Annotated in this window: 17 protein-coding genes; 3 read left to right on the top strand and 14 right to left on the bottom strand. The window is 69.6% G+C overall.

All coding sequences use genetic code 11. The features are described 5' to 3' along the window. The first annotated feature begins 3 nt into the window (after positions 1–3). From A6A25_RS26410 to A6A25_RS26400, 3 genes are all read left to right on the top strand, one after another. Positions 4–993: a C40 family peptidase gene (locus A6A25_RS26410; protein WP_073894478.1), complete on the top strand. Its 990-nt coding sequence runs from the start codon at positions 4–6 to the stop codon at positions 991–993. A gap of 286 nt (positions 994–1,279) precedes the next feature. Further along, complete coding sequence (locus A6A25_RS26405) at positions 1,280–1,864, top strand: DUF3885 domain-containing protein (RefSeq protein WP_198932872.1); 585 nt, start codon at positions 1,280–1,282, stop codon at positions 1,862–1,864. A gap of 184 nt (positions 1,865–2,048) precedes the next feature. After that, positions 2,049–2,771 carry a hypothetical protein gene (locus A6A25_RS26400; RefSeq protein WP_143193429.1) on the top strand — a complete coding sequence of 241 codons (723 nt, stop codon included), beginning with the start codon at positions 2,049–2,051 and terminating at the stop codon, positions 2,769–2,771. A gap of 156 nt (positions 2,772–2,927) precedes the next feature. On the opposite strand, the gene A6A25_RS26395 is transcribed toward A6A25_RS26400, so the two are convergent. The 14 genes from A6A25_RS26395 to A6A25_RS26330 form a co-directional block, all read right to left on the bottom strand. Next, a complete protein-coding gene (locus A6A25_RS26395; RefSeq protein ID WP_158073827.1) occupies positions 2,928–3,986 on the bottom strand; it encodes an EcsC family protein in 1,059 nt (352 codons plus the stop codon). Between the two features lie 281 nt (positions 3,987–4,267). After that, entirely contained in the window at positions 4,268–5,122 is an 855-nt protein-coding gene (locus A6A25_RS26390; protein ID WP_073894469.1) for a MarR family transcriptional regulator, read from the bottom strand. 467 nt (positions 5,123–5,589) lie between these two features. Then, positions 5,590–6,081 carry a hypothetical protein gene (locus A6A25_RS26385; protein ID WP_241828926.1) on the bottom strand — a complete coding sequence of 164 codons (492 nt, stop codon included), beginning with the start codon at positions 6,079–6,081 and terminating at the stop codon, positions 5,590–5,592. After that, positions 6,078–6,335 (bottom strand): hypothetical protein, encoded by a 258-nt coding sequence (locus A6A25_RS26380; RefSeq protein ID WP_073894550.1) that lies wholly within the window; start codon positions 6,333–6,335, stop codon positions 6,078–6,080. The genes A6A25_RS26385 and A6A25_RS26380 overlap by 4 nt, the downstream gene beginning before the upstream one ends. A gap of 74 nt (positions 6,336–6,409) precedes the next feature. After that, positions 6,410–8,188, bottom strand: coding sequence for a VWA domain-containing protein (locus A6A25_RS26375; protein WP_073894463.1), 1,779 nt, complete (start codon positions 8,186–8,188; stop codon positions 6,410–6,412). 47 nt (positions 8,189–8,235) lie between these two features. Continuing rightward, positions 8,236–9,522 carry an AAA family ATPase gene (locus A6A25_RS26370; RefSeq protein WP_073894460.1) on the bottom strand — a complete coding sequence of 429 codons (1,287 nt, stop codon included), beginning with the start codon at positions 9,520–9,522 and terminating at the stop codon, positions 8,236–8,238. A 50-nt stretch (positions 9,523–9,572) separates the two neighbouring features. Beyond that, a complete protein-coding gene (locus A6A25_RS26365) occupies positions 9,573–9,770 on the bottom strand; it encodes a hypothetical protein (protein WP_073894456.1) in 198 nt (65 codons plus the stop codon). A gap of 1,122 nt (positions 9,771–10,892) precedes the next feature. After that, complete coding sequence (locus A6A25_RS26360) at positions 10,893–14,048, bottom strand: BTAD domain-containing putative transcriptional regulator (RefSeq protein WP_083668692.1); 3,156 nt, start codon at positions 14,046–14,048, stop codon at positions 10,893–10,895. 80 nt (positions 14,049–14,128) lie between these two features. Continuing rightward, positions 14,129–14,614, bottom strand: a complete 486-nt coding sequence (locus tag A6A25_RS44895; RefSeq protein ID WP_198932869.1) for a hypothetical protein — start codon at positions 14,612–14,614, stop codon at positions 14,129–14,131. Continuing rightward, positions 14,611–15,000, bottom strand: a complete 390-nt coding sequence (locus tag A6A25_RS26350) for a hypothetical protein (protein WP_073894547.1) — start codon at positions 14,998–15,000, stop codon at positions 14,611–14,613. Before A6A25_RS26350 ends, A6A25_RS44895 begins: the two co-directional genes overlap by 4 nt. Before the next feature lie 86 nt (positions 15,001–15,086). Further along, on the bottom strand, positions 15,087–15,494 hold the full coding sequence (locus A6A25_RS26345) for a pilus assembly protein TadE (RefSeq protein ID WP_274534341.1): 408 nt from the start codon (positions 15,492–15,494) through the stop codon (positions 15,087–15,089). A 140-nt stretch (positions 15,495–15,634) separates the two neighbouring features. After that, positions 15,635–16,084, bottom strand: a complete 450-nt coding sequence (locus A6A25_RS26340; RefSeq protein ID WP_073894444.1) for a TadE/TadG family type IV pilus assembly protein — start codon at positions 16,082–16,084, stop codon at positions 15,635–15,637. A 5-nt stretch (positions 16,085–16,089) separates the two neighbouring features. After that, positions 16,090–16,278: a hypothetical protein gene (locus A6A25_RS26335; RefSeq protein ID WP_054044579.1), complete on the bottom strand. Its 189-nt coding sequence runs from the start codon at positions 16,276–16,278 to the stop codon at positions 16,090–16,092. A gap of 50 nt (positions 16,279–16,328) precedes the next feature. Then, on the bottom strand, positions 16,329–17,222 hold the full coding sequence (locus A6A25_RS26330; protein ID WP_073894442.1) for a type II secretion system F family protein: 894 nt from the start codon (positions 17,220–17,222) through the stop codon (positions 16,329–16,331). Between the last annotated feature and the right edge of the window lie 5 nt (positions 17,223–17,227).

Raw genomic sequence — 17,227 nt, 5'->3', positions numbered from 1 at the left:
ACGATGACCACGAAAGCCGCCGTCGCCGCGATCGGAGCGACCCTCCTGCTGATCACCGCCGGAGCATCCGGCCTGGTCTCGACCGTGTTCGGCGGCGCGTCGAACACCCCGATCGGTTGCATGAAACCGATCGCCGACATCCCACCCGAGTACTGCCTGCTCTACACCACCGCCGCCCCGCACTGCCCTGGCCTGGACTGGACCGTGCTCGCCGCAATCGGCAAGGTCGAGACCGACCACGGCCGGCTCAACGCACCAGGCGTCCACGAGGGCGAGAACCATGCCGGGGCCGGCGGGCCAATGCAGTTCCTCGCGCCGACCTTCGACGGCGTCGTCGCCGCACACCAAATCCCGCCCGGTGGCGCCAACCCGCCCTCCCGCTACAACCCGCACGACGCCATCCACGCCACGACCTTCCTGCTGTGCGACGAAGGCGTTCGACGAGGCGACCTGAGGGCGGCGGTCTTCGCTTACAACCACGCCGACTGGTACGTCGACATGGTCCTCGAACAGGCCGCCAAGTACGCCGAGGCCGCCGCAGCCGGCGTAGGGAACGGCGACTGCAACGCCATCCAAGCCCTCAACGCCACCACCCTCGCCGCGATCAACTACGCCTGCGGCATGCGCGGACTGCCCTACGTGTGGGGCGGCAACGGACCCGACGGCGGACACGCGGGTTTCGACTGCTCCGGGCTGACCAAAGCCGCCTACGCCGCCGCCGGAGTCATCCTGCCCCGTACCGCTCAGACCCAGTTCGACGCGGGCCCACTCGTCCCAACCGGGCAGCCGCTGTTGCCGGGCGACCTCGTCTTCTACGGCACACCCGGCAAAATCCACCACGTCGGCCTCTACATCGGCGGCGGACTGATGATCAACGCCCCGACCTTCGGCCAACCCGTACAGATCGACAACTACCGGTACAACGGCGACGACTACGCCGGTGCGACCCGCCCGGCGACCTCTGCCGCTGTTGTAGATTCCGCAACAAGATGAGCATTTCCGCGTAAACCTGAGCATCGGACGGGCATTTGCTCAAGTTTGGCGGACGTCGACCCCACGCGGCCGACTGAGCAGTTGGCGCTGGCACAGGAACGCCCAGTGCCGACACTCGCACCGGAATCCTTGCCACCCGGACGGCAGGGAACCAACGCACTCTCATGCCGATGAGCGGACAAAACAAGCTGCGTGCGGATGGCTCCGCGCGTAGGGTCAGCGGGCTTGGTCGACCCGGTGGGAGGCGGAGAGACTCGGTCGACTGCCGGAGGGAGAAGATGATCGCGTGTCGGATGACGACCTGTCAGCGCTGTGGCGGCGGCAGTGGCCCGAGTGCCCTCCGTTGGCCCATGACCTGAAACACGCCTTCAGCGACCGGTGGGTGCGTTTCCACAGCCTGCCCGGGTCCAAGCGCTATCCCGACACCGACGCCGAGTACGACACCGCGCTCCACCGCTACAACACGGTCCTGGACGAGCTATTCCACGGACAGGAGGTCCGGATCGTCACCGCCGACTGGTCGAACGCACCCGATGCCCCGGCCCTGTCCACGCAACACGCGCTCTGGAACCCCGACGCCCGTCACTGGACGTCCGTGCGCACCGACGAGGATGAAACAGACCCGGACTTCATCACCTACACCCACCTGCACGTCAGCCGCAGGCCCTGGAGTCCCGGTCTCGTGGACGACCTGCTCCGCGCAGTGGCCGACGACGCCACCGGCAACGCCATGATCACCAGCCTATCCTTCGACCGCGTGCACCATCCGTACGACGGAGGCGCCGACGTACTGCTGCCCACGACCGGTGAACGCGACGCCCTGAAACGCCGTCACACCGACTGGCTCTCCGCCCACCCGCTCGGCCTCTGAGCGGTGCGCTGTCCGCTCGTGCCACCGAGCGAGTGCGTGCCTCACACACAGATGGCGGTCCTGCCTCCGTCCGCAAGTAGCTCGAGGGCGACTTACGATGGCGCTGGTTATGGAGGCGTGACGGCGGGTGCGGTGAGAGTTCGGCAGGGTGGATGCGGCCGTGGGCCGGAAGGTGTGAGGCTCGGTGGGGCATGTTCTCGACTCGCCGGCGCCGTTGAGTGCTCGCGCCCAGGCCTTCCTCGCCGAACACGCTGATCGGGTCGCTGTGGACACCGGTCCGGACGACGATCGATGCCGGGCCGAGATGCGTGCCGTGCTGGGCTACTGCGACGAACAAGCGTTGTCGGCCTTGCGGTGGGTGCAGCAGCGGTACTCGGGGCTGACCTATCGCAGTCCCTTGCGCGGGAAGATCGTGTTCGAGCCCGTGCTCGAGGTCGACACCGGCACCGGTCGCATCGAGTTCTGGTACGCGATCATGGACGAGCGCCCTGACGGGGTGTCCAGTGGCAGCCTGCTGCCGGACGGCACACTGCTGTTCGGCCTGTTCGACGTGGACCTGCCCGCGTTCCCGTCCCTGGACCACTTCATTGAGTGCGACGCCCTGCTGAACTTCGCCAACCGTCAGGAGCTGTTGTCCACCGAGCGACCTGAGCGTGTGACGAGCCACATGGCGGAGCTTCGCCGTCGCCATCCGTCGTTGCGCAGGCTGGAACGGGAGAGCGGCTCCCTCGTGGAGTGGTGGAGCGACGGCGAGCTGCTGGTTTTCCAGAGCTCGCTGGACGCGGAGTTGACGGCACGGGTCCCGGACATGAACCGTGCCAGGGCCGTGGTGCAGACGTGGCATCTCGTCAGCCCGCTCGCCTGCGCCACCACCGCCAGCACCGCACCACCCACAGCGCAGGCGTGAACGTCCTGACATGCCGCTGATCGAGTCCTCGCGAACGCGCGCTCATGCCGATGTGCGAAGGTTCGGCCTTGCCGCTGACTGCCACAACACCTACACGAGCGATACGCGCGCCGCGTGCTCGACCAGAACGCCTCCTCCAGGGGGCCTGCATCCAGGTCAGCCGCCAGTTGGCCCCTCGTGTGGCCGCTCGTCAGCGATCTCTTTCTCGACGATCTCTGTGATGTGAGCCGTGTCGTTGACCAGGTCAGGGCCACCACCTTTCGTGGTCACCGTGACATCCACCGTCTCCAGACTGTGCTTCTCGCGCAAGAACCGCTCGCGGTAAAGATGCTCGGCGTCTCTGGTCAAGTTGGACAGCAGCCGCGCGTTGAGTTCGGCGCCGATCACGATGCCGACGACCGGCACGGCCTGTCCGAGCTTCTGCTTCGTCAGCCGCGTTGCGAATCGCTCGTAGAACGTTCTGACGATCCTCGTGACGCCGTTCTTGTTCAGCTGCGCCCACGTCGCCCTGCGGGCGAGATCGTTCACGATCTTGTTCAACTGGACGTAGGCGATGCCCTTGCCGGTCTGCTGGGCCATCCCGAAGTTGAGGACGCCGAGAGCGAAGACCCTCTCCTGCGGCAATTCGGTGTCGTAGCCGTAGTAGGCGGCGGTGTGGGCGATCGCCCTCGTCATCGCACCCAGTACGAACACGGCGTCGGCCGCCATCGTCGCGGCGACCGTGCCCGCACCGGGTGCCGCACCGGCACCGGCGCCGAAAATGCCACCGGCTGTCGCGAGCAACGTGCCGCCGGAGACCGCCAGACCGGCACCCGCGCCCTCGATCGTGCCGAAGGTCGTGTAGCCCAGCTCCAGACGAGGCTTGGCCTTGTCGATGTCGCTCAGGTCGAGTTTGTGAATGTCACTCAGCTCGCTGACAGCGTGCCCGCGCCTGGCATAGGCTGCGACGACCGCCTTGCGTCGCAGCGTCGCTTCGCTGGCCTTGTTCACCAAGTCCAGCAAACCGTCGACCGAGTTGTGGACGATCGCGGCCATCTGTTCCGAGCCAGGCACTTGACCTAACCGCCCTTTGGCGATCTCGCGGCCCTTGACCAGGCGATCACGAACGCGCTGCGGCAACAGGTGACGCTCGTCGGCTGCCAGCCGCTCGTCGCGCCAGCGCTCGATGTCCTGCCACGCCGCACGCTCATACGGGCTCATCTGCTCGACGCCCACGGCCACCCCTCGATGACGAAGACCGCTCCGCCTGCTGCCAGCGAACTCATGGGGCATGGTAGGCGGTTCAGTCGCCGACAGCGCTGAGTGGTCAACTACGACGATTATGACCGTAGAGGCCGCGCTTCGGACGGCCGCAGTGGAGCCCAGCGTCAGCCAATGCTGACCAGCGCTCGATCCCATGCCGACGAGCGTTCCGGTGCCCATTCGAGCAGTGGGGAAGTGGTTGTGTCCCAACGGGTTCGCCATGGGACACAACCACATCGGCCTTAAGATTACGGCTAGTTTGAGGACACTTGGGCAGTTGCCCGCTCTGCCGGAGCGAGCGCGAAGCGCCTCGGTGACTCCTTGGTCTTCACGACGGTTCCTTCTTCGACGAGCTTGTCGAGCGCGTTGCTCACCGCTCCCGACGACTTCCCTTCCAGGGCCTTGGCGATCGAGGTGGGACCGAACTCCTCGCCAGGGTGGTCGCGCAGGTAGTCCTCGACCATCCCGCGCAACGCACCGGGTGCCAACCGTGCCTTCTCGCCGCCGCCATTGGGTTCCGTGTCGGCGTCGGACACCACCACGCCGTCGCCTACGGGCTGAGTCGGCTCTGCGATGACGGGCCCCGCCTCAGGCAGGCCGGTCGTCCCGGTGCCGGTCGTGTCCGACGTGTGGGCTGTGGCGTCGGTCGGTTCGGTGCTCGTCGGCTCGGTCGGGTCGCCGTCGGCGGGTTGGGCGTCCTCGGTGTCGGTCGCGTTCGGGCCGACCGGTGCGATAGGGCCGGCCTGCGCGGTGTCCGCCACGTCGGGGTTGCCGGCCGGTGCGTCGTCGGTGTCCGCCCGGGCGGTGTCGGCTTCGGTGATCGCCCACAAGTCGGCGGCGCGCCGACCACCCTTGGCGATGCCGGTGGTGCGCGTGACACTGCCGTCGTCCGCCCACTTGACGAGGAACTTCTGCGCGGTCGACTTCCCGATTTTCGCGGTGTCGGCCAGGTCGGCGGCGGTGCGGTTCGGATAGGCGTGCAACGCCGCCCACAGCTTGTCCTCCGCGTCCGTGCGAACCCTCGCGACGCTCACTGGGTCGGGAACTGACCGCAGGGTGGGGGTGGAGCCGGTGGTGTGGGCTTTGCGGGTGTGGGTCTTGGTGGACATGACTACCTCGGTTCGTGTCTGTAATTGGTGTGGTGGTCATGCCCCGGCCGGAGCGGGCGCGGCCCCCGGTGCGCTGCCGGTGTGTTTCGGGCCGCACCAATATGAACGCTTCCTGTGCGCCGTGAAGTCAAGCGGGTACGGCATACAAGATGACCGTCTTGTGTGGACGGTCAGCGATTCGGTGCGAGCTGTTGCCCACCAAGGGTCAATTGCACCGGAACCGCACACGCATGGATGACAGCGGCGCGCCCACGAAGCGTCGGCGTGTATCGACAAGCCGCAGCCGCCGTCAGGAATGGGACCGAAGGAGTGCGCCGACGAACGCCGACCGTGAACCCCCTCGGACAGACGGATCCGTATCCGACGCCGTGGGGCCAAAGACGAGGCCCGGGTGAGCCCGCGGAGTCGTCAGTGAGTGTTGGCGGGAGGAACCGCTCGGTGGTGGGACCCGTGACGGAGTCGCGCTTTCAACGGTTGTCGGACTTGGTGTAGACGCAGCCAGGCTGGTGGTTCGCCTCGTCGAGGGCCTCGGCGGCGGGCCGGGTGTCGTAGTCGGGGTCGAGGTGGTCGCCGAGATCGGCGAGAGTGGCGACGCGGGTGGTGGGCATTTCGGTGGCACAGTCGGGGCAGCGGTCCAGCAGCAGCCATGCCGCGCCGGGTGTGTCGTGGTCGGGGACGAACCGCCACTCGCGTCCGGTTACCGGGTCGGTGACGGTGATCAGGTCACCGGGTACCGGTCCGGTGCGGGTGGAGTAGTCGCGGTGCGGGTCGTCGGTGACGAGCACGGCGTCCACGGGCACGTCCAGGGCGGACGCGAGGGTGCGGGCGACGCGGGCGCGGCGCGCCCACCTGCTCCACTGGTCAGGGGTCTCGTGGCGACGGCGGAACCCGTCGGGGTCGGCGGCGAGGTGGGCACGCGCGGCGCTGACCGCGCGCTCGGCGAGTCCGGGCGTGGTCACCGAGACCACCCCAGGGAGTCGGTGGCGGTTTCGGGGAGGTAGCCGACCTGCGCGCCCACACCGAGCCAAACCACCGGAGGATCGGTGGGCGCGGTGCCGTCGCCCTCGGCGTCGTCCGGGGTGCACACGACCCGCCCGAGGACGTGCTCCATGGGGTAGCGGGGCTGGGTGGCAACCCGGATGGGCGTGGCGGGGTCGTAGCGATCGAGTGCGGTGAGCAGGTCGCCTACGGTCGCGATGCGGTTATCGGTCATCGTGATCACCTCAGGTGTGGAGGGTCGTGGTTGGATTCTGGTCCGGGACGGGTGTCCGCCCCGGACCGGCGGGTCTAACGGGTGGCGGCTCGCAGGGCGGCGGTGGCGGCGCACCCGATGGCCTGGGCGGTTGCCTTGGGGTCGGTCAGCCGGTGCAGGGTCGCCCCGCCGAGTGGGGTGTCGGTTTCGTCGGTGGTGAGCCACAGCACCGCGCACCCCGTGGCGCGTAGCCGGTGCAGGCGTTTCTGCCCGTCGCGGCGGGGTTGGTCGCGGAAGTGCCCGTCGGACACGATCACCAGCAGTCGTGCCGCGCCGGGCCGGGACAGGCCGAGTGCACCGTCGAGGGCGTCGATCGCGACGGGGATGTCCTCCCAGTTGTCGTCGGAGCGGAACTCGGTGACTTGGGCGGGGGCTTTCCCGGGGTGGGTGAGTGGGCGGACGTGGTGGCCGAAGATCACGCTGGCGGTCTGGGAGGGGACCCTGGTGTGGCGGGCGGCGTCGGCGAGGATCCATGCCGCCGAGGCCACGTGGTCGCGTGCCCAGCCCATCGAGCCGGATACGTCGCAGGCGACGCCGACCCGCAGCGGCGGGGTGGTGACCGGGGTGCGGGTGATGCGGGTGAACGGTTCGGCGGTCACGGTCGCCCCTGCTGCGCGTTGGGCTTCGGCGGCGCGCACGCCGCGCATCCGCAACCGTCCCGGTGGCACGTCGGAGGTGGAGCGCACGGTGACCCGTTCCCGGATGCCGGCGGTGTCCAACGCGCGCGCCAGCACCCGCGCGGCGGTGCGTTCCTCGGGTGTGGGAAGGCGGGTGCCGGCCGTGAGGGTCGATCCGGTGCGGGGACCACCGAGGACGAACACCGACCGGGCCGCCTTCTGGGCGGTTTGGTCGGCGGTGGCCTCTCGCGCTTTCTCTGCGGCGGCGACGGCGGCCGGGTCTTCGGGTGCCTTCTCGCGCGTCACGTTCGCCGCTACGCCGTTCAAGACGGCAGCGATCGCGCCCGCCAGCGGTGACGGGGCACTGGGGATACCGGGGGTGCCGGTGTGGCTTCCGGACGGATCGGGGGTGGCGGACGGGTCGGGTGCCGTGCCGGGGTCCGGGGCGTCGGGGTCGGTGCCGAGAACCTCGCACCACCGCCGCCCGAGGTCGAGCATGGTGTCGCCGTCCTCGTCGGCGGTGCAGAGGGCCTTGGTCCACACCGCCCGGAGTTCGAGCAGGGTGTCGACGCCGAGTACGTCCTGCACGACTCGGGTGACCGGGCCGACCTCGATCTTGGTGAGCACGCCGGCGTCGGCCCGTCCCAGCAGCAGGGCGGCGCTGCGGGCGGCGTCGGCCTTGGTCATCTGTGGGGCGGTGGCAGGGTCGGCGAACAGGTGCAGGTCGGCGGCGACGATGCTGTGCACGCACGCGCGCAGCCAGTGCCGGTCGTCGGGGCGGCGCAGGATGTGGCGGCCTTCCATGCGGGGCTCTTCCAGCAGCATGGCGGCGGCGACCACACCGGACGGGGCGTCGGGAGGTGGTTCCCAGGCGGTGTGGCGGGCGTGTCCGCACTCGTGGGTCAGCGCGCCCCACGTCGAGGCGTAGCGGGACCGGTCGGACAGGTTGGCGGGATCGACGGTGGCGGGGTCGACGCCGAGGTGGGTGCCGTCGACCTCGATCAGCGCGCGGGCGGGGTAGAAGCAGGCCGGAGCGCCTCCGCCCGCGCCGGGGGCGATGGTGACCACGAGGTCGTCCCGGTCGGCGATCACGGGGACCTCGTCGGCGAGTGCGGCGGACAGGGTCAGCCATTCGGGAAGGGCGGGGAACACAGCGGCACCGACAGCGTCGGGGTCGGCGGTGAGGTGGGTGCTCATGGCGGGTGTCCTTGTCGACGGTCGCGGCTCGGGATGGTTGAGGCGTGTCAGGGTGTGGTCGGGGTGATGCGGGCACCGAGGGCGAGTGGGGTGACGGCGCGGCCGAAGACGGTGCGCACGACGGCGGCGACGGTGTCCCGGTCCTCTTCCGGTGCGATGCCGACGAGGTTCGCGGCGGCGGCATCCGTGCCCAACACGTTGGCGATCTTCTTGAACGCCAGCAGTTCGCGCAGTTGCGGTGTCCAGCCGACCTCGCCCTTGGCCTGCCGGCTGGCGAGGTTGCGCGCCACCCGTACCGCCTTGCCGTCCACGCCCAACTGGTCGGCGAGGTCGTAGTCGCTGGAGACCTGGACCTGTACGGAGAACCGGCTGGAGAGGGCGTCGGTGAGCACCGCGCCGTGCACACCGGGGTTGTGGCCGGCGACCACGTAGAAGCCGGGTGCGGCGTCGACGACCTCGCCGCCGTTTGCCTTGACGACGATCTGGCGGCGGCCGTCCATCGCGGGGTAGACCACGGCGAGCACGGTCGGCGGAATCAAGGTGGCGTCGTCGATGAACAGCGGCACACCCTCGCGCATCGCGCGCACCAGCGGACCGTGCACGAACACGAACTCCCCGTCCGGGGTCTTGGTGTAGTCCCCGACGAGGTCGGCGACCACGGTGTCCCCGTCGCCCTGGACGGTGACGCAGTCGGGGAACGCCGCCTCCACCACGCTGGTCTTGCCGGTGCCGGGAGGCCCGTACAACAGGGCGGCGACCCCGGCCTCCCGCAACCGCCGCAGCGCGGTCACGTCCGGCATCCCGGACAGCAGGCGCGGGTGGTAGGCCGTGCCGTTGGGGCGCATCACCGGACCGGTCACCGCCGCCGATCCGGTCGCCGCCCCACCCGCCCCCGACGGCGGGGCGGGATCGGGCTTCGTCGTAGCGGGAGGTTTCCTCCGTCCGGGTGTGCGAGGCCGATGTGCCCCGGTCGAGGCGGACGCGGATGTCTTCTTCCGGTGGGACGTGCCGGATGGTCGGGGCACGGCGGGCGCGATGGAGGGCGCGGCGGCGGCAGCGGTGGTCGTGGTCGCCCGGTAGGTCAGCGGTGTGGTCGACGCGACCTCGGCCTCTCCGCGCGCGGCCAGTGTTTTGAGCGCGTTGCCCACCGCGCCCGAGGACCGTCCGTTCAGCTCTGCGGCGATCGCGCGCGGGGTCAGGCTGATGCCCGCCCGGTCCGCGAGGATCCGCGCGACCATCGCGCGTAGCTCCCCGTTACGCAGCCTGGCGGTCGATCCGGCAGCAGGCCCGGCGGTGGACGTCGGGGTGGCGGGTGCGGTGGTCGTGGCACTCATGGTGGTGGTCCTTCCGGTTGTGTGCGGCGAGGTCATCTATGCGGGTGTCATCACTCGACGGCGTCGGTGAAGGCCGTCACGCCGTCGGAGTACGCGGCGGTGTAGTACGTCGCGACGGTGGCGAAGCACGTCGGCACGTCGGGCTCGGTGCGCGGGTCCCCGCCGTAGGCGTCGACGAAGGCTGCGTGCGTCCAGCCGTGGTCGTAGCCGACCTCGGTCGCCAGGTTCCGCAATTCGATGGACTGCATGACGGGCTCCGTTCGTCGGACATGGCTCACGCCAGGTGTGGTATTCGCGGTGTTTTCGGTTCCCCTTGTGATAATTCAAAGGTAGCTCTGTTGCGCGGTGCGCGCCATGCGAAATGCGCCGATTTTCAAGACTCTTTCCGGCAATTCATTCCGACCGTGCACTGTCATCAGTGACCGCAGGGCCGTTCCGCACGGTGACGACTCTGCCGACGGCCTCCGATCTTCGCAGGCCGGCGACCCATTGCGGGCCGGCGATTCATGCACTGCAGCACCCTGTCAGTGAGATGGCAACTATGAAGACGGGAGAACAGGTAGACGACTGACGGCAGGACGGAATGGAAATACAGTACAGACGCTGATGGTAGTGACTGGAGAGATTCAGAGGTGTTCCGACCATGCGGCCCCGCCCGATGTGTCTACCGGCTTGCGGGCAAGCGAGTCTGGGATACCAGCGGATCCCATCTCGCGCCCGTGACCAGGGGATTCGAGGAACATAAGGGGTGGTCGTCTAACATGACCCCCCGTATGAACCCCGTTCTGCACCCCCGTGTGAACCGGCGACGGACGTGACTATGCGCGCAATCGATCACTGTAGCCGTCACTCACTGTGACTCTCGCTGCGTGCGGGAACGGGACAAAAGTCACCGTTCAGGACGACTGGGGTAATTCGGCTTCCTCGGTCGGGCCGGACCGTCCGGTCGTCTCGCGCGGGGTAGTAGCCTCTCGTGGGCGGCTCGCACGTAGTCGTTGAAAGTGAATAGGGTGCCATATCCCGGGCATGATAGCATCGTGACGCGTATGTCGAGGAAATGGTCGGAGGCATACGTTCCGCGTATATCCGCTACGCCGAGTTGTCTCATCGTTGTCGTCGACTCGTCGGACCGGAAGCTCCAAAATTCGCGGAGTCCTTGTTCGTTCCATGAGTCGTCGGCCGCGTAGGCGGACGGGTTGCCGAAATCCGTCATGCAGACCCTAGTGGACATCTGCGGGACGACAACGGGAACGACACGTTGTCGGTATGGCCGGACGACTTCGGCGTCCGAGACAACGGGAAGACCGCGTGCCTGACAGTCGAGCCCGAGACACGAGGTGCGAGTCGGCGTCACAGGCTTCTCCACCGCGTCAACCGGTCGCGCTGCGGCCGTGTCCATGCTTGTCGGCCGACCCGGTCGTGGCGCCGGGCGGGTCGGCGGTGGTGCTGTCACGCCGTCGGCCGAGTCCTGTAGCCAGTTCACGAGCTTGCGGGGTGGGTGCCTCGTCGACCTCGGCCAACCGGGCGGTCAGCAGGCTCAGTGTGCGCGGGATCGCGTCGAGCTGTCCGAGTCGTTCCTGCAGGCGCATGATGTCGCGGTAGAGCAGTTCGTTGTGCGGGTCGAACGTCCGCGCGACCTCCAGCAGGTCCAGCGTCTGCTGCGGATCGGACTCGACCAGGGCGCGGGCCAGCGCGGCCACCGCGTCGATCGCGTCGCGGCGGATCGCCTCGCGGGCGGGTTCGATCCACTCGGCCGACATGCCGTCGGCCAGCGGCCCGCCGTAGCTTTCGACCACCTGCCGGTAGGCGTGCACACGCGCCTGCTCGGTGGCCGCCGCGCGGCGGGCGGCCACCGCGTCCGCAAACCGCCAGTAGTCGACCGTGACCTTCGTCGGGTCGAGTTGGTAGCGGCCGTTGCCGACTACAGCGATGTCGGTCACCGAGCCGTCGGTGGCGGCGGCAACCGCGTGACGCATACGGGACAGCGCGGTGTGCAGCGCGTTGGTCGGCCTGGCGGGCGGGTCGTCACCCCACAACGCGGACACGAGCGCGTCACGACTGGCGCCGTCGGGGTACAGCGCCAGCAGCACCAGCAGTTCGCGCGTCCTGGGCTGCAACTCCCCGGTGATTTCCCGCCTCCGTCGATCGGTGTCCGCGGCGTCGGGTTCGGGGGTCCAGTGCACGCGGAGCGCGCCGAGCATCGTGACCGTGATCGGTGCCCGGGTCGTCTTCGCGTCGGTGTCCGCGATGGTGTCCGGCGGCGGCGGACCGGTCGCGGTCGTAATGTGCCCATCGGTCGGCACCGGATCGCCGCCGTCTTCGTCGAGGACCTCGGTGTCCACGGGCTGGTGCGGCAGTGCGGCCTGCCGCCGCGGAACAGCCACTGAACGCAGACGACCGCCGGGCGCCGCGGCACGGCGCGAGCCGAGAATCTCCAGCTCGTTGTCAGCAGTGGCCGACGCCTCGACCGCAGCGGCTGTGATCTCCAGTCCCGTATCACCGTCGGGATCGAGGTCGACATCACCAGCGCCGCCCGCCGCCGACGAGGCGGCCTCGCTCGACACCGTGCGGTGCCTCCAAGCCGGTTCCATCCGTACGATCCGGGGATTCGACATCGGCGGTACACGCACCTCGCCACCACCGGGCGGGTCCGGTTCGGCCTGATGCAGCAGCGCCAGCAGTTCAGCGGTGTCGTCGTCACCGAGGCGGAACATCCGCATTCCCCGCAGTGCCTGTCCCAGGCCGGGGCCGGTGGCCGACACGGTGCCGTCCTCGCGGACGTAGGCGGTCACTCCGGGCTGCCACTGGCCCAGCAGAAACCCGGTGATGCCGAAGGGCGCACCGTTGTCCAGGACCGCCTGCAGCCGTTGCCGCCGGTGCTCCGGCGGGCGCGCGACCAGCACCATCGGCGGCCATGAGCGCGACGCCGTGTCCTGCTCGCGGCCGGCCCTGGCCCTGGCCCTGACCAGAGTTTCGGCCTCCAACGCGTCGAGCGCGGCGTCGAGGTCCGGGACGACGCGCAGGGCAGCGGGCAGTTGAACACGGCCGGCCCCGCGTCCGAGTACCCAGGCCAGATCATCCGCCGGGACGAACACACAGGCCCCAGCCCTTGGCGACGTATACGCCGAATGTTGTGCCGAGGCGGTGAGCGCGGCGAGCAACAACGCGCGGACCGCCGCGGGCGCGCCGGCACCGACCAGCCCGAGACCGCGAGCGGCCGCGAGGTCCAGAGCGACCTCACGACCGTCCCGGACACCCAACTCCGGAACGAACACGGGGCGTTCGCCGGCACCGGTCGCGGATGCGCCCACCAGCACCGGGGGTGGTGACACACGCTCCGAGCGCCCGACCTGGTCGTCACCGTCGAAATCGGTGTCGTCTTGTTCAGCGCGCAGGTGCGCCAGCCGCAACCGATACACCACCGGCGCCACCGGCAGGTCGGTGCGGTCGCCGCTGCCCGGTCGGTAGCGGCTGTTGTGGCGGCGGCGGGCGATCATCAGGACCGTGCTGACCGCCGAGGCGAGTCCGAACCCGACGAACAATTCCGCACCCCACCGGAACACCGGCTCGCGTGCCGTGTCCGTGTTCGGCGGCGTCTGCTGTGTGGACGGCGGTGTCGCCGGGCTGCCGGGTGGCGGCATCGAGGTCGTCGGTGCGGGTTTTTCGGGCGTCGGAGAAGGTTGTGGGACGTGTGGCTCGGGCGGTGCCGACGGCACGGTGGCGCCTACTGGCAGTGCAAACTCCTCGCCGGGGAAGATCAAGCTGGGTCGGGTGAATGTGCCGCCGTCCGGCTGGGGTTTGCCTTGATTGAGCTCCCAGATTTCGGGCCAGCGGTTGCCGTCGCCGAGCGTGCGTTGGGCGATGCGCCACAGGGAGTCGTGCACGCCGGTGTGCGGGTCGGGTGCCAGCGCCACGGCCGACTTCGCGGAAGCGGGCTGGTCGTTGGTGGCGGGGGCGGTGTGGTGCGGTGTGACGTAGGTGGCGGGGCGGACGTGGCTGGTGTCCTGGTCAGGCGGGTAGTGCCAGGCCGGGGCGGTCGCGACTATTTCGGAGGCGGTGCCAAGTCCGGCGGGCAACGGGCTCGGAGGTGTCAGAGTGGCGCGGTGTCCCAGGATCGAGATCAGCGTGGCGCCGACGAGGACGGCCGCGACCCGGCGCACCGGTCTGGCCGTCGCAGGGTTCGGCAGTCGCGCGTCGCGGACGATCTCGATCGCGCAGCCGGCCACGTCGAGGGCGAACAGCGCCCACACCAGCCAACCTGCGCAGGCGAGGAAGTTCAACAGGAACGTGGTGGTCATCGGACCAAGGAGCACGCCCTCGATCTCTGCCCATGACGGCAGATGGTCGGGCAGGGGCCAGCCGATGAACTGCGTGAGCGCCCACGGCATACCCCCCAGAAGCGCGAACAGGACCATGGCGGCGAGCAACCCGCGCAGCATCCTCGCGACGACCCCGACAAGCCCCATGGCGCCGCGCCAGGCGCGCTTGCACACATCGGTCGTGCGGACGGGTCGTGCTGCGGACATGGCGTGCTCGATTCCTTACCGGGATGGGACGTGCTGCTCAACTGCCGTGACGGATGCGGTTGGGGGCGGATGCGGTCAGGTCACCTGAGCGACGACACGCTCGAACCTCCCCGAGGTGACATCGGAACCACGGCATGCTCGTGCGGCGAGAGTTCCTGGCCAGCCGTGGATGTTCTTGACGCGGAGGTTCCTCGGCTCACGTCGCCCTGCGTACCGGGCAGGATCGGTGTGGGCTTCCTGCGCTTGGTGCGAGCGGTCTTGCGACCGGCGAGCCAATGGGTGATGTCAGCGACCTTCAAGTCGGTGAACTCGGCCAGTTCGTCCACGTCGATGACGTCCTGGGCGGCGGCGAGGACGTCGCCGAGTTGGCGCTCGATGTCCTCCAGTTGCTCGGCGATGGCGGTCCGGCGTTGGGCGAGTTCGCCGACCTGCTGCGCGGCGGCAGCCCGCCGTGCGCTGCGGGCGGTGTCGGCCTGCTCGACGCGTTGGCGGATCTCCTCGGGCGTTGCCATGCTGCTTCCCTTTCTCTGCGATGTCGTGTTCACGGCGGGCGACGGTGTGGTCATGGGTCGATCGCGGTCACCCCGCGCTGCAGGTGTGCGCTGCCCTGCCCGTGCACTTGGAGCGATCCGATGCCGACCAGCCCGAGCAGCTGGGTGGTCTGCGAGGCGGTCACCGTGACCGTGACGGTGTCGCCGGACACGGTCACCGTGCCGGTCGCGCCCTCGGCGGCCAGATGCGCCTGGGCGTTGGCGACGGCCTGAGCGGGCACGAGTTGCAGGGTGCCGTTGCCGCGGTAGGCGGACAGGTCGATGGCCTGGGCCCCGGCGCGGGCGGCGGCCTCGGCCTGGCCGTTGGCCCGCACCTTGGCGGCCAGTGCGAGGCCACCGTCCAAGGTCAGGCCGGCCAACGCCAGGATGCCGACCGTCAGCGCCAGGACGAACGCGGTCACCCGGCCCTCGTCCGCGCGCCACCACCGCAACCGCGTGCGCCACCAGGTCGCCCACCAGCTGCGCCGCGAGTGGCGGCCTCGGCGGGTCATGTCTGGCTCCCGGTGTTCAGGGTCGAACGCCACAGGTCCACAGGCTCGACCGACGTGGCCGACAAGGTCTTGCCCCCAGGTACGCCGAGGATGAGCGCGTCGCCGAAGTCGACGGCGCAGGACACGGTCACGCTGACCGTGCCGCCGGGACGCAGGCCGCCGGTCGACGTGCTCACCGACAGGGACGCGCACACCACGCCCGCTGAGGACAGTGCGCTCGCGGCGGTCGACTGGGCCGCGGCGGTCGCGGCCGTCGGGATGCGTTCGATGCTGGCGGCGCGGGCCGCTTGGTGGGCGGCGTCGTCGATGCGGATGCGGGCGTCCACCCCTCGGTGGATCACCACCCCGACGAACACCAGCAGCATCACCAAGAAGGGCGCGGCGATGGTGACTTCGGCGGCCACGGAGCCGTCATCGGCACGCCACCAGGCCGCCCAACCCCGCCGACCGGGACGCACGCCGCCGTGACGCCGTCGTGGGGCCGTGACGGGCGCACGGAGCGGCGTCGTCGCCCGCAATGGCTCCGTCTGCGGTGTCATCGCGGTCACCCGCCTGCCAGGTCGGGGACGAAGCGTTCGACGGGCCCGGCGGCCTCGGCGTGCACGGGCAGGCTCAGGAACGGCACGACCGAGGTCGCGGTCCCGCTGACCCGCACCGACGCCGAGTCCGCTGTCCGGTCGGAGGTGACGGTGGAGCCGGTGAGCGGGCCGCTCGCGAGCTGGTCGAGCAGTTGCTGCGCGCTGGACGTGCCGGCCGCGGCTGTCCCGTTCTGGGACCGTGCCACCGCGAGCCCCTGTGAGGCGGCGGCTTGGGCGATGTGAGTGGCGTGCGACCACAGCGCGAACTGCACGATCGCCAGCAGCAACAGCAACAACAGCGGGGTCGCGATGACCAGCTCCGCGCTGACCGAGCCACGATCACCGCGCAGCGCTCGGCGGACTCGGCCCCATCGGGCGCGGGTCGCTGGTGGCCGCTTGCTGTGCCTGTGGTTCATGGGAATCACATGGTGATGCCGTTGGCCTTCTCGGTGACCTTCGCGATGACGATCGCGATGACCGCGAGCGCGGCCACCACGAGCAGCGCGGTCACGAGGACGGTTTCGGTCGAGTACCCGGCTTCCGGCTGGCGGCGCAGTTCCTCCCACCGTGCTTGTACCACTGTCCACAATGCCTCCACTTGTGTGCGCATCGTGTTGTCCTCCCTTGTCGTTCAGGTTCGGTTGTTGTCCGCGTGAGATGTCACAGTCCATTGAGGACCTGCGTGAGCGCGGGGTAGGCGATGAAGGCCAGGAACCCGAGGAACAGCGCCATCACCGGCAGGCTCATGCGTTCGGTGGCGGCTTGGGCGTCGCCTTCGGCCTCGGTGATCTGGTGGGTGCGCAGCGCTGCGGCCTTGGCGGCCAGGGAGGTGCGGACCTTGGCGCCCTCGGTGCCGGCCAGGCTGACCGAGGCGGCGAGTTCGGCGAGTTCGGTGACGTCGAGTTCCTCGCCGAGCTGGCGCAGGGTCGCCCACGGGGTCGTGCGGGTGAGGCGGGCGGTGTCCAGGGCGCGGCGGATCTGCTCGAACGCCCATCCCCGTCCGATGTTGACCGAGTCGCCCAGCGCGCTGTCGACCCCGGCTCCCCCGGCCAGGGTGATCCACACCAGGTCCAGGTAGGCCGAGAGCGCGTGGCGGAACCCGGTGCGCAGCTTGGCGGCTTCGGAGCGGGCTTGCAGGTCCGGCAGGACGAACCCGACGGCCGCCAGGACGAGTCCGGCGATGATCGGGAATTCGAAACCGGGACCGAGACCGGCCACGGTGAGGACCACGGTCAACAGGACGGGCAACAACAGTCCAGCGACGGTGAGGGTGGCTTTCTCCGCCAGGTGGGTCGAGGTCGAGCGGCCGATGACCGCCAGGTCCTTGGCCAGGCGTGGGCCGGGGAGCCCGAGCGCGCGCAACGGTGCGACGGCGGGTCGGCCGAGTCGGGCGGCCCAGCCGGTGTCGTCGGTGGCGAGGATGGGTGGCGGAGCGGGTGGGGCGGTGGCGTGGGCCAGGACCGCGCCGAGGGCCGGTCGTGGCGGGAACAGGTAGACCGCCAAGGCCCACAGGCCGATCCCGGATCCGATTCCCAGGGCGATGTAGGTGATCATGGCGT

The organism is Saccharothrix sp. CB00851, from assembly GCF_001905065.1.
In the GTDB taxonomy this organism is placed as follows: Bacteria; Actinomycetota; Actinomycetes; order Mycobacteriales; family Pseudonocardiaceae; genus Actinosynnema.
This window is presented reverse-complemented; position numbering and strand designations above follow the sequence as displayed.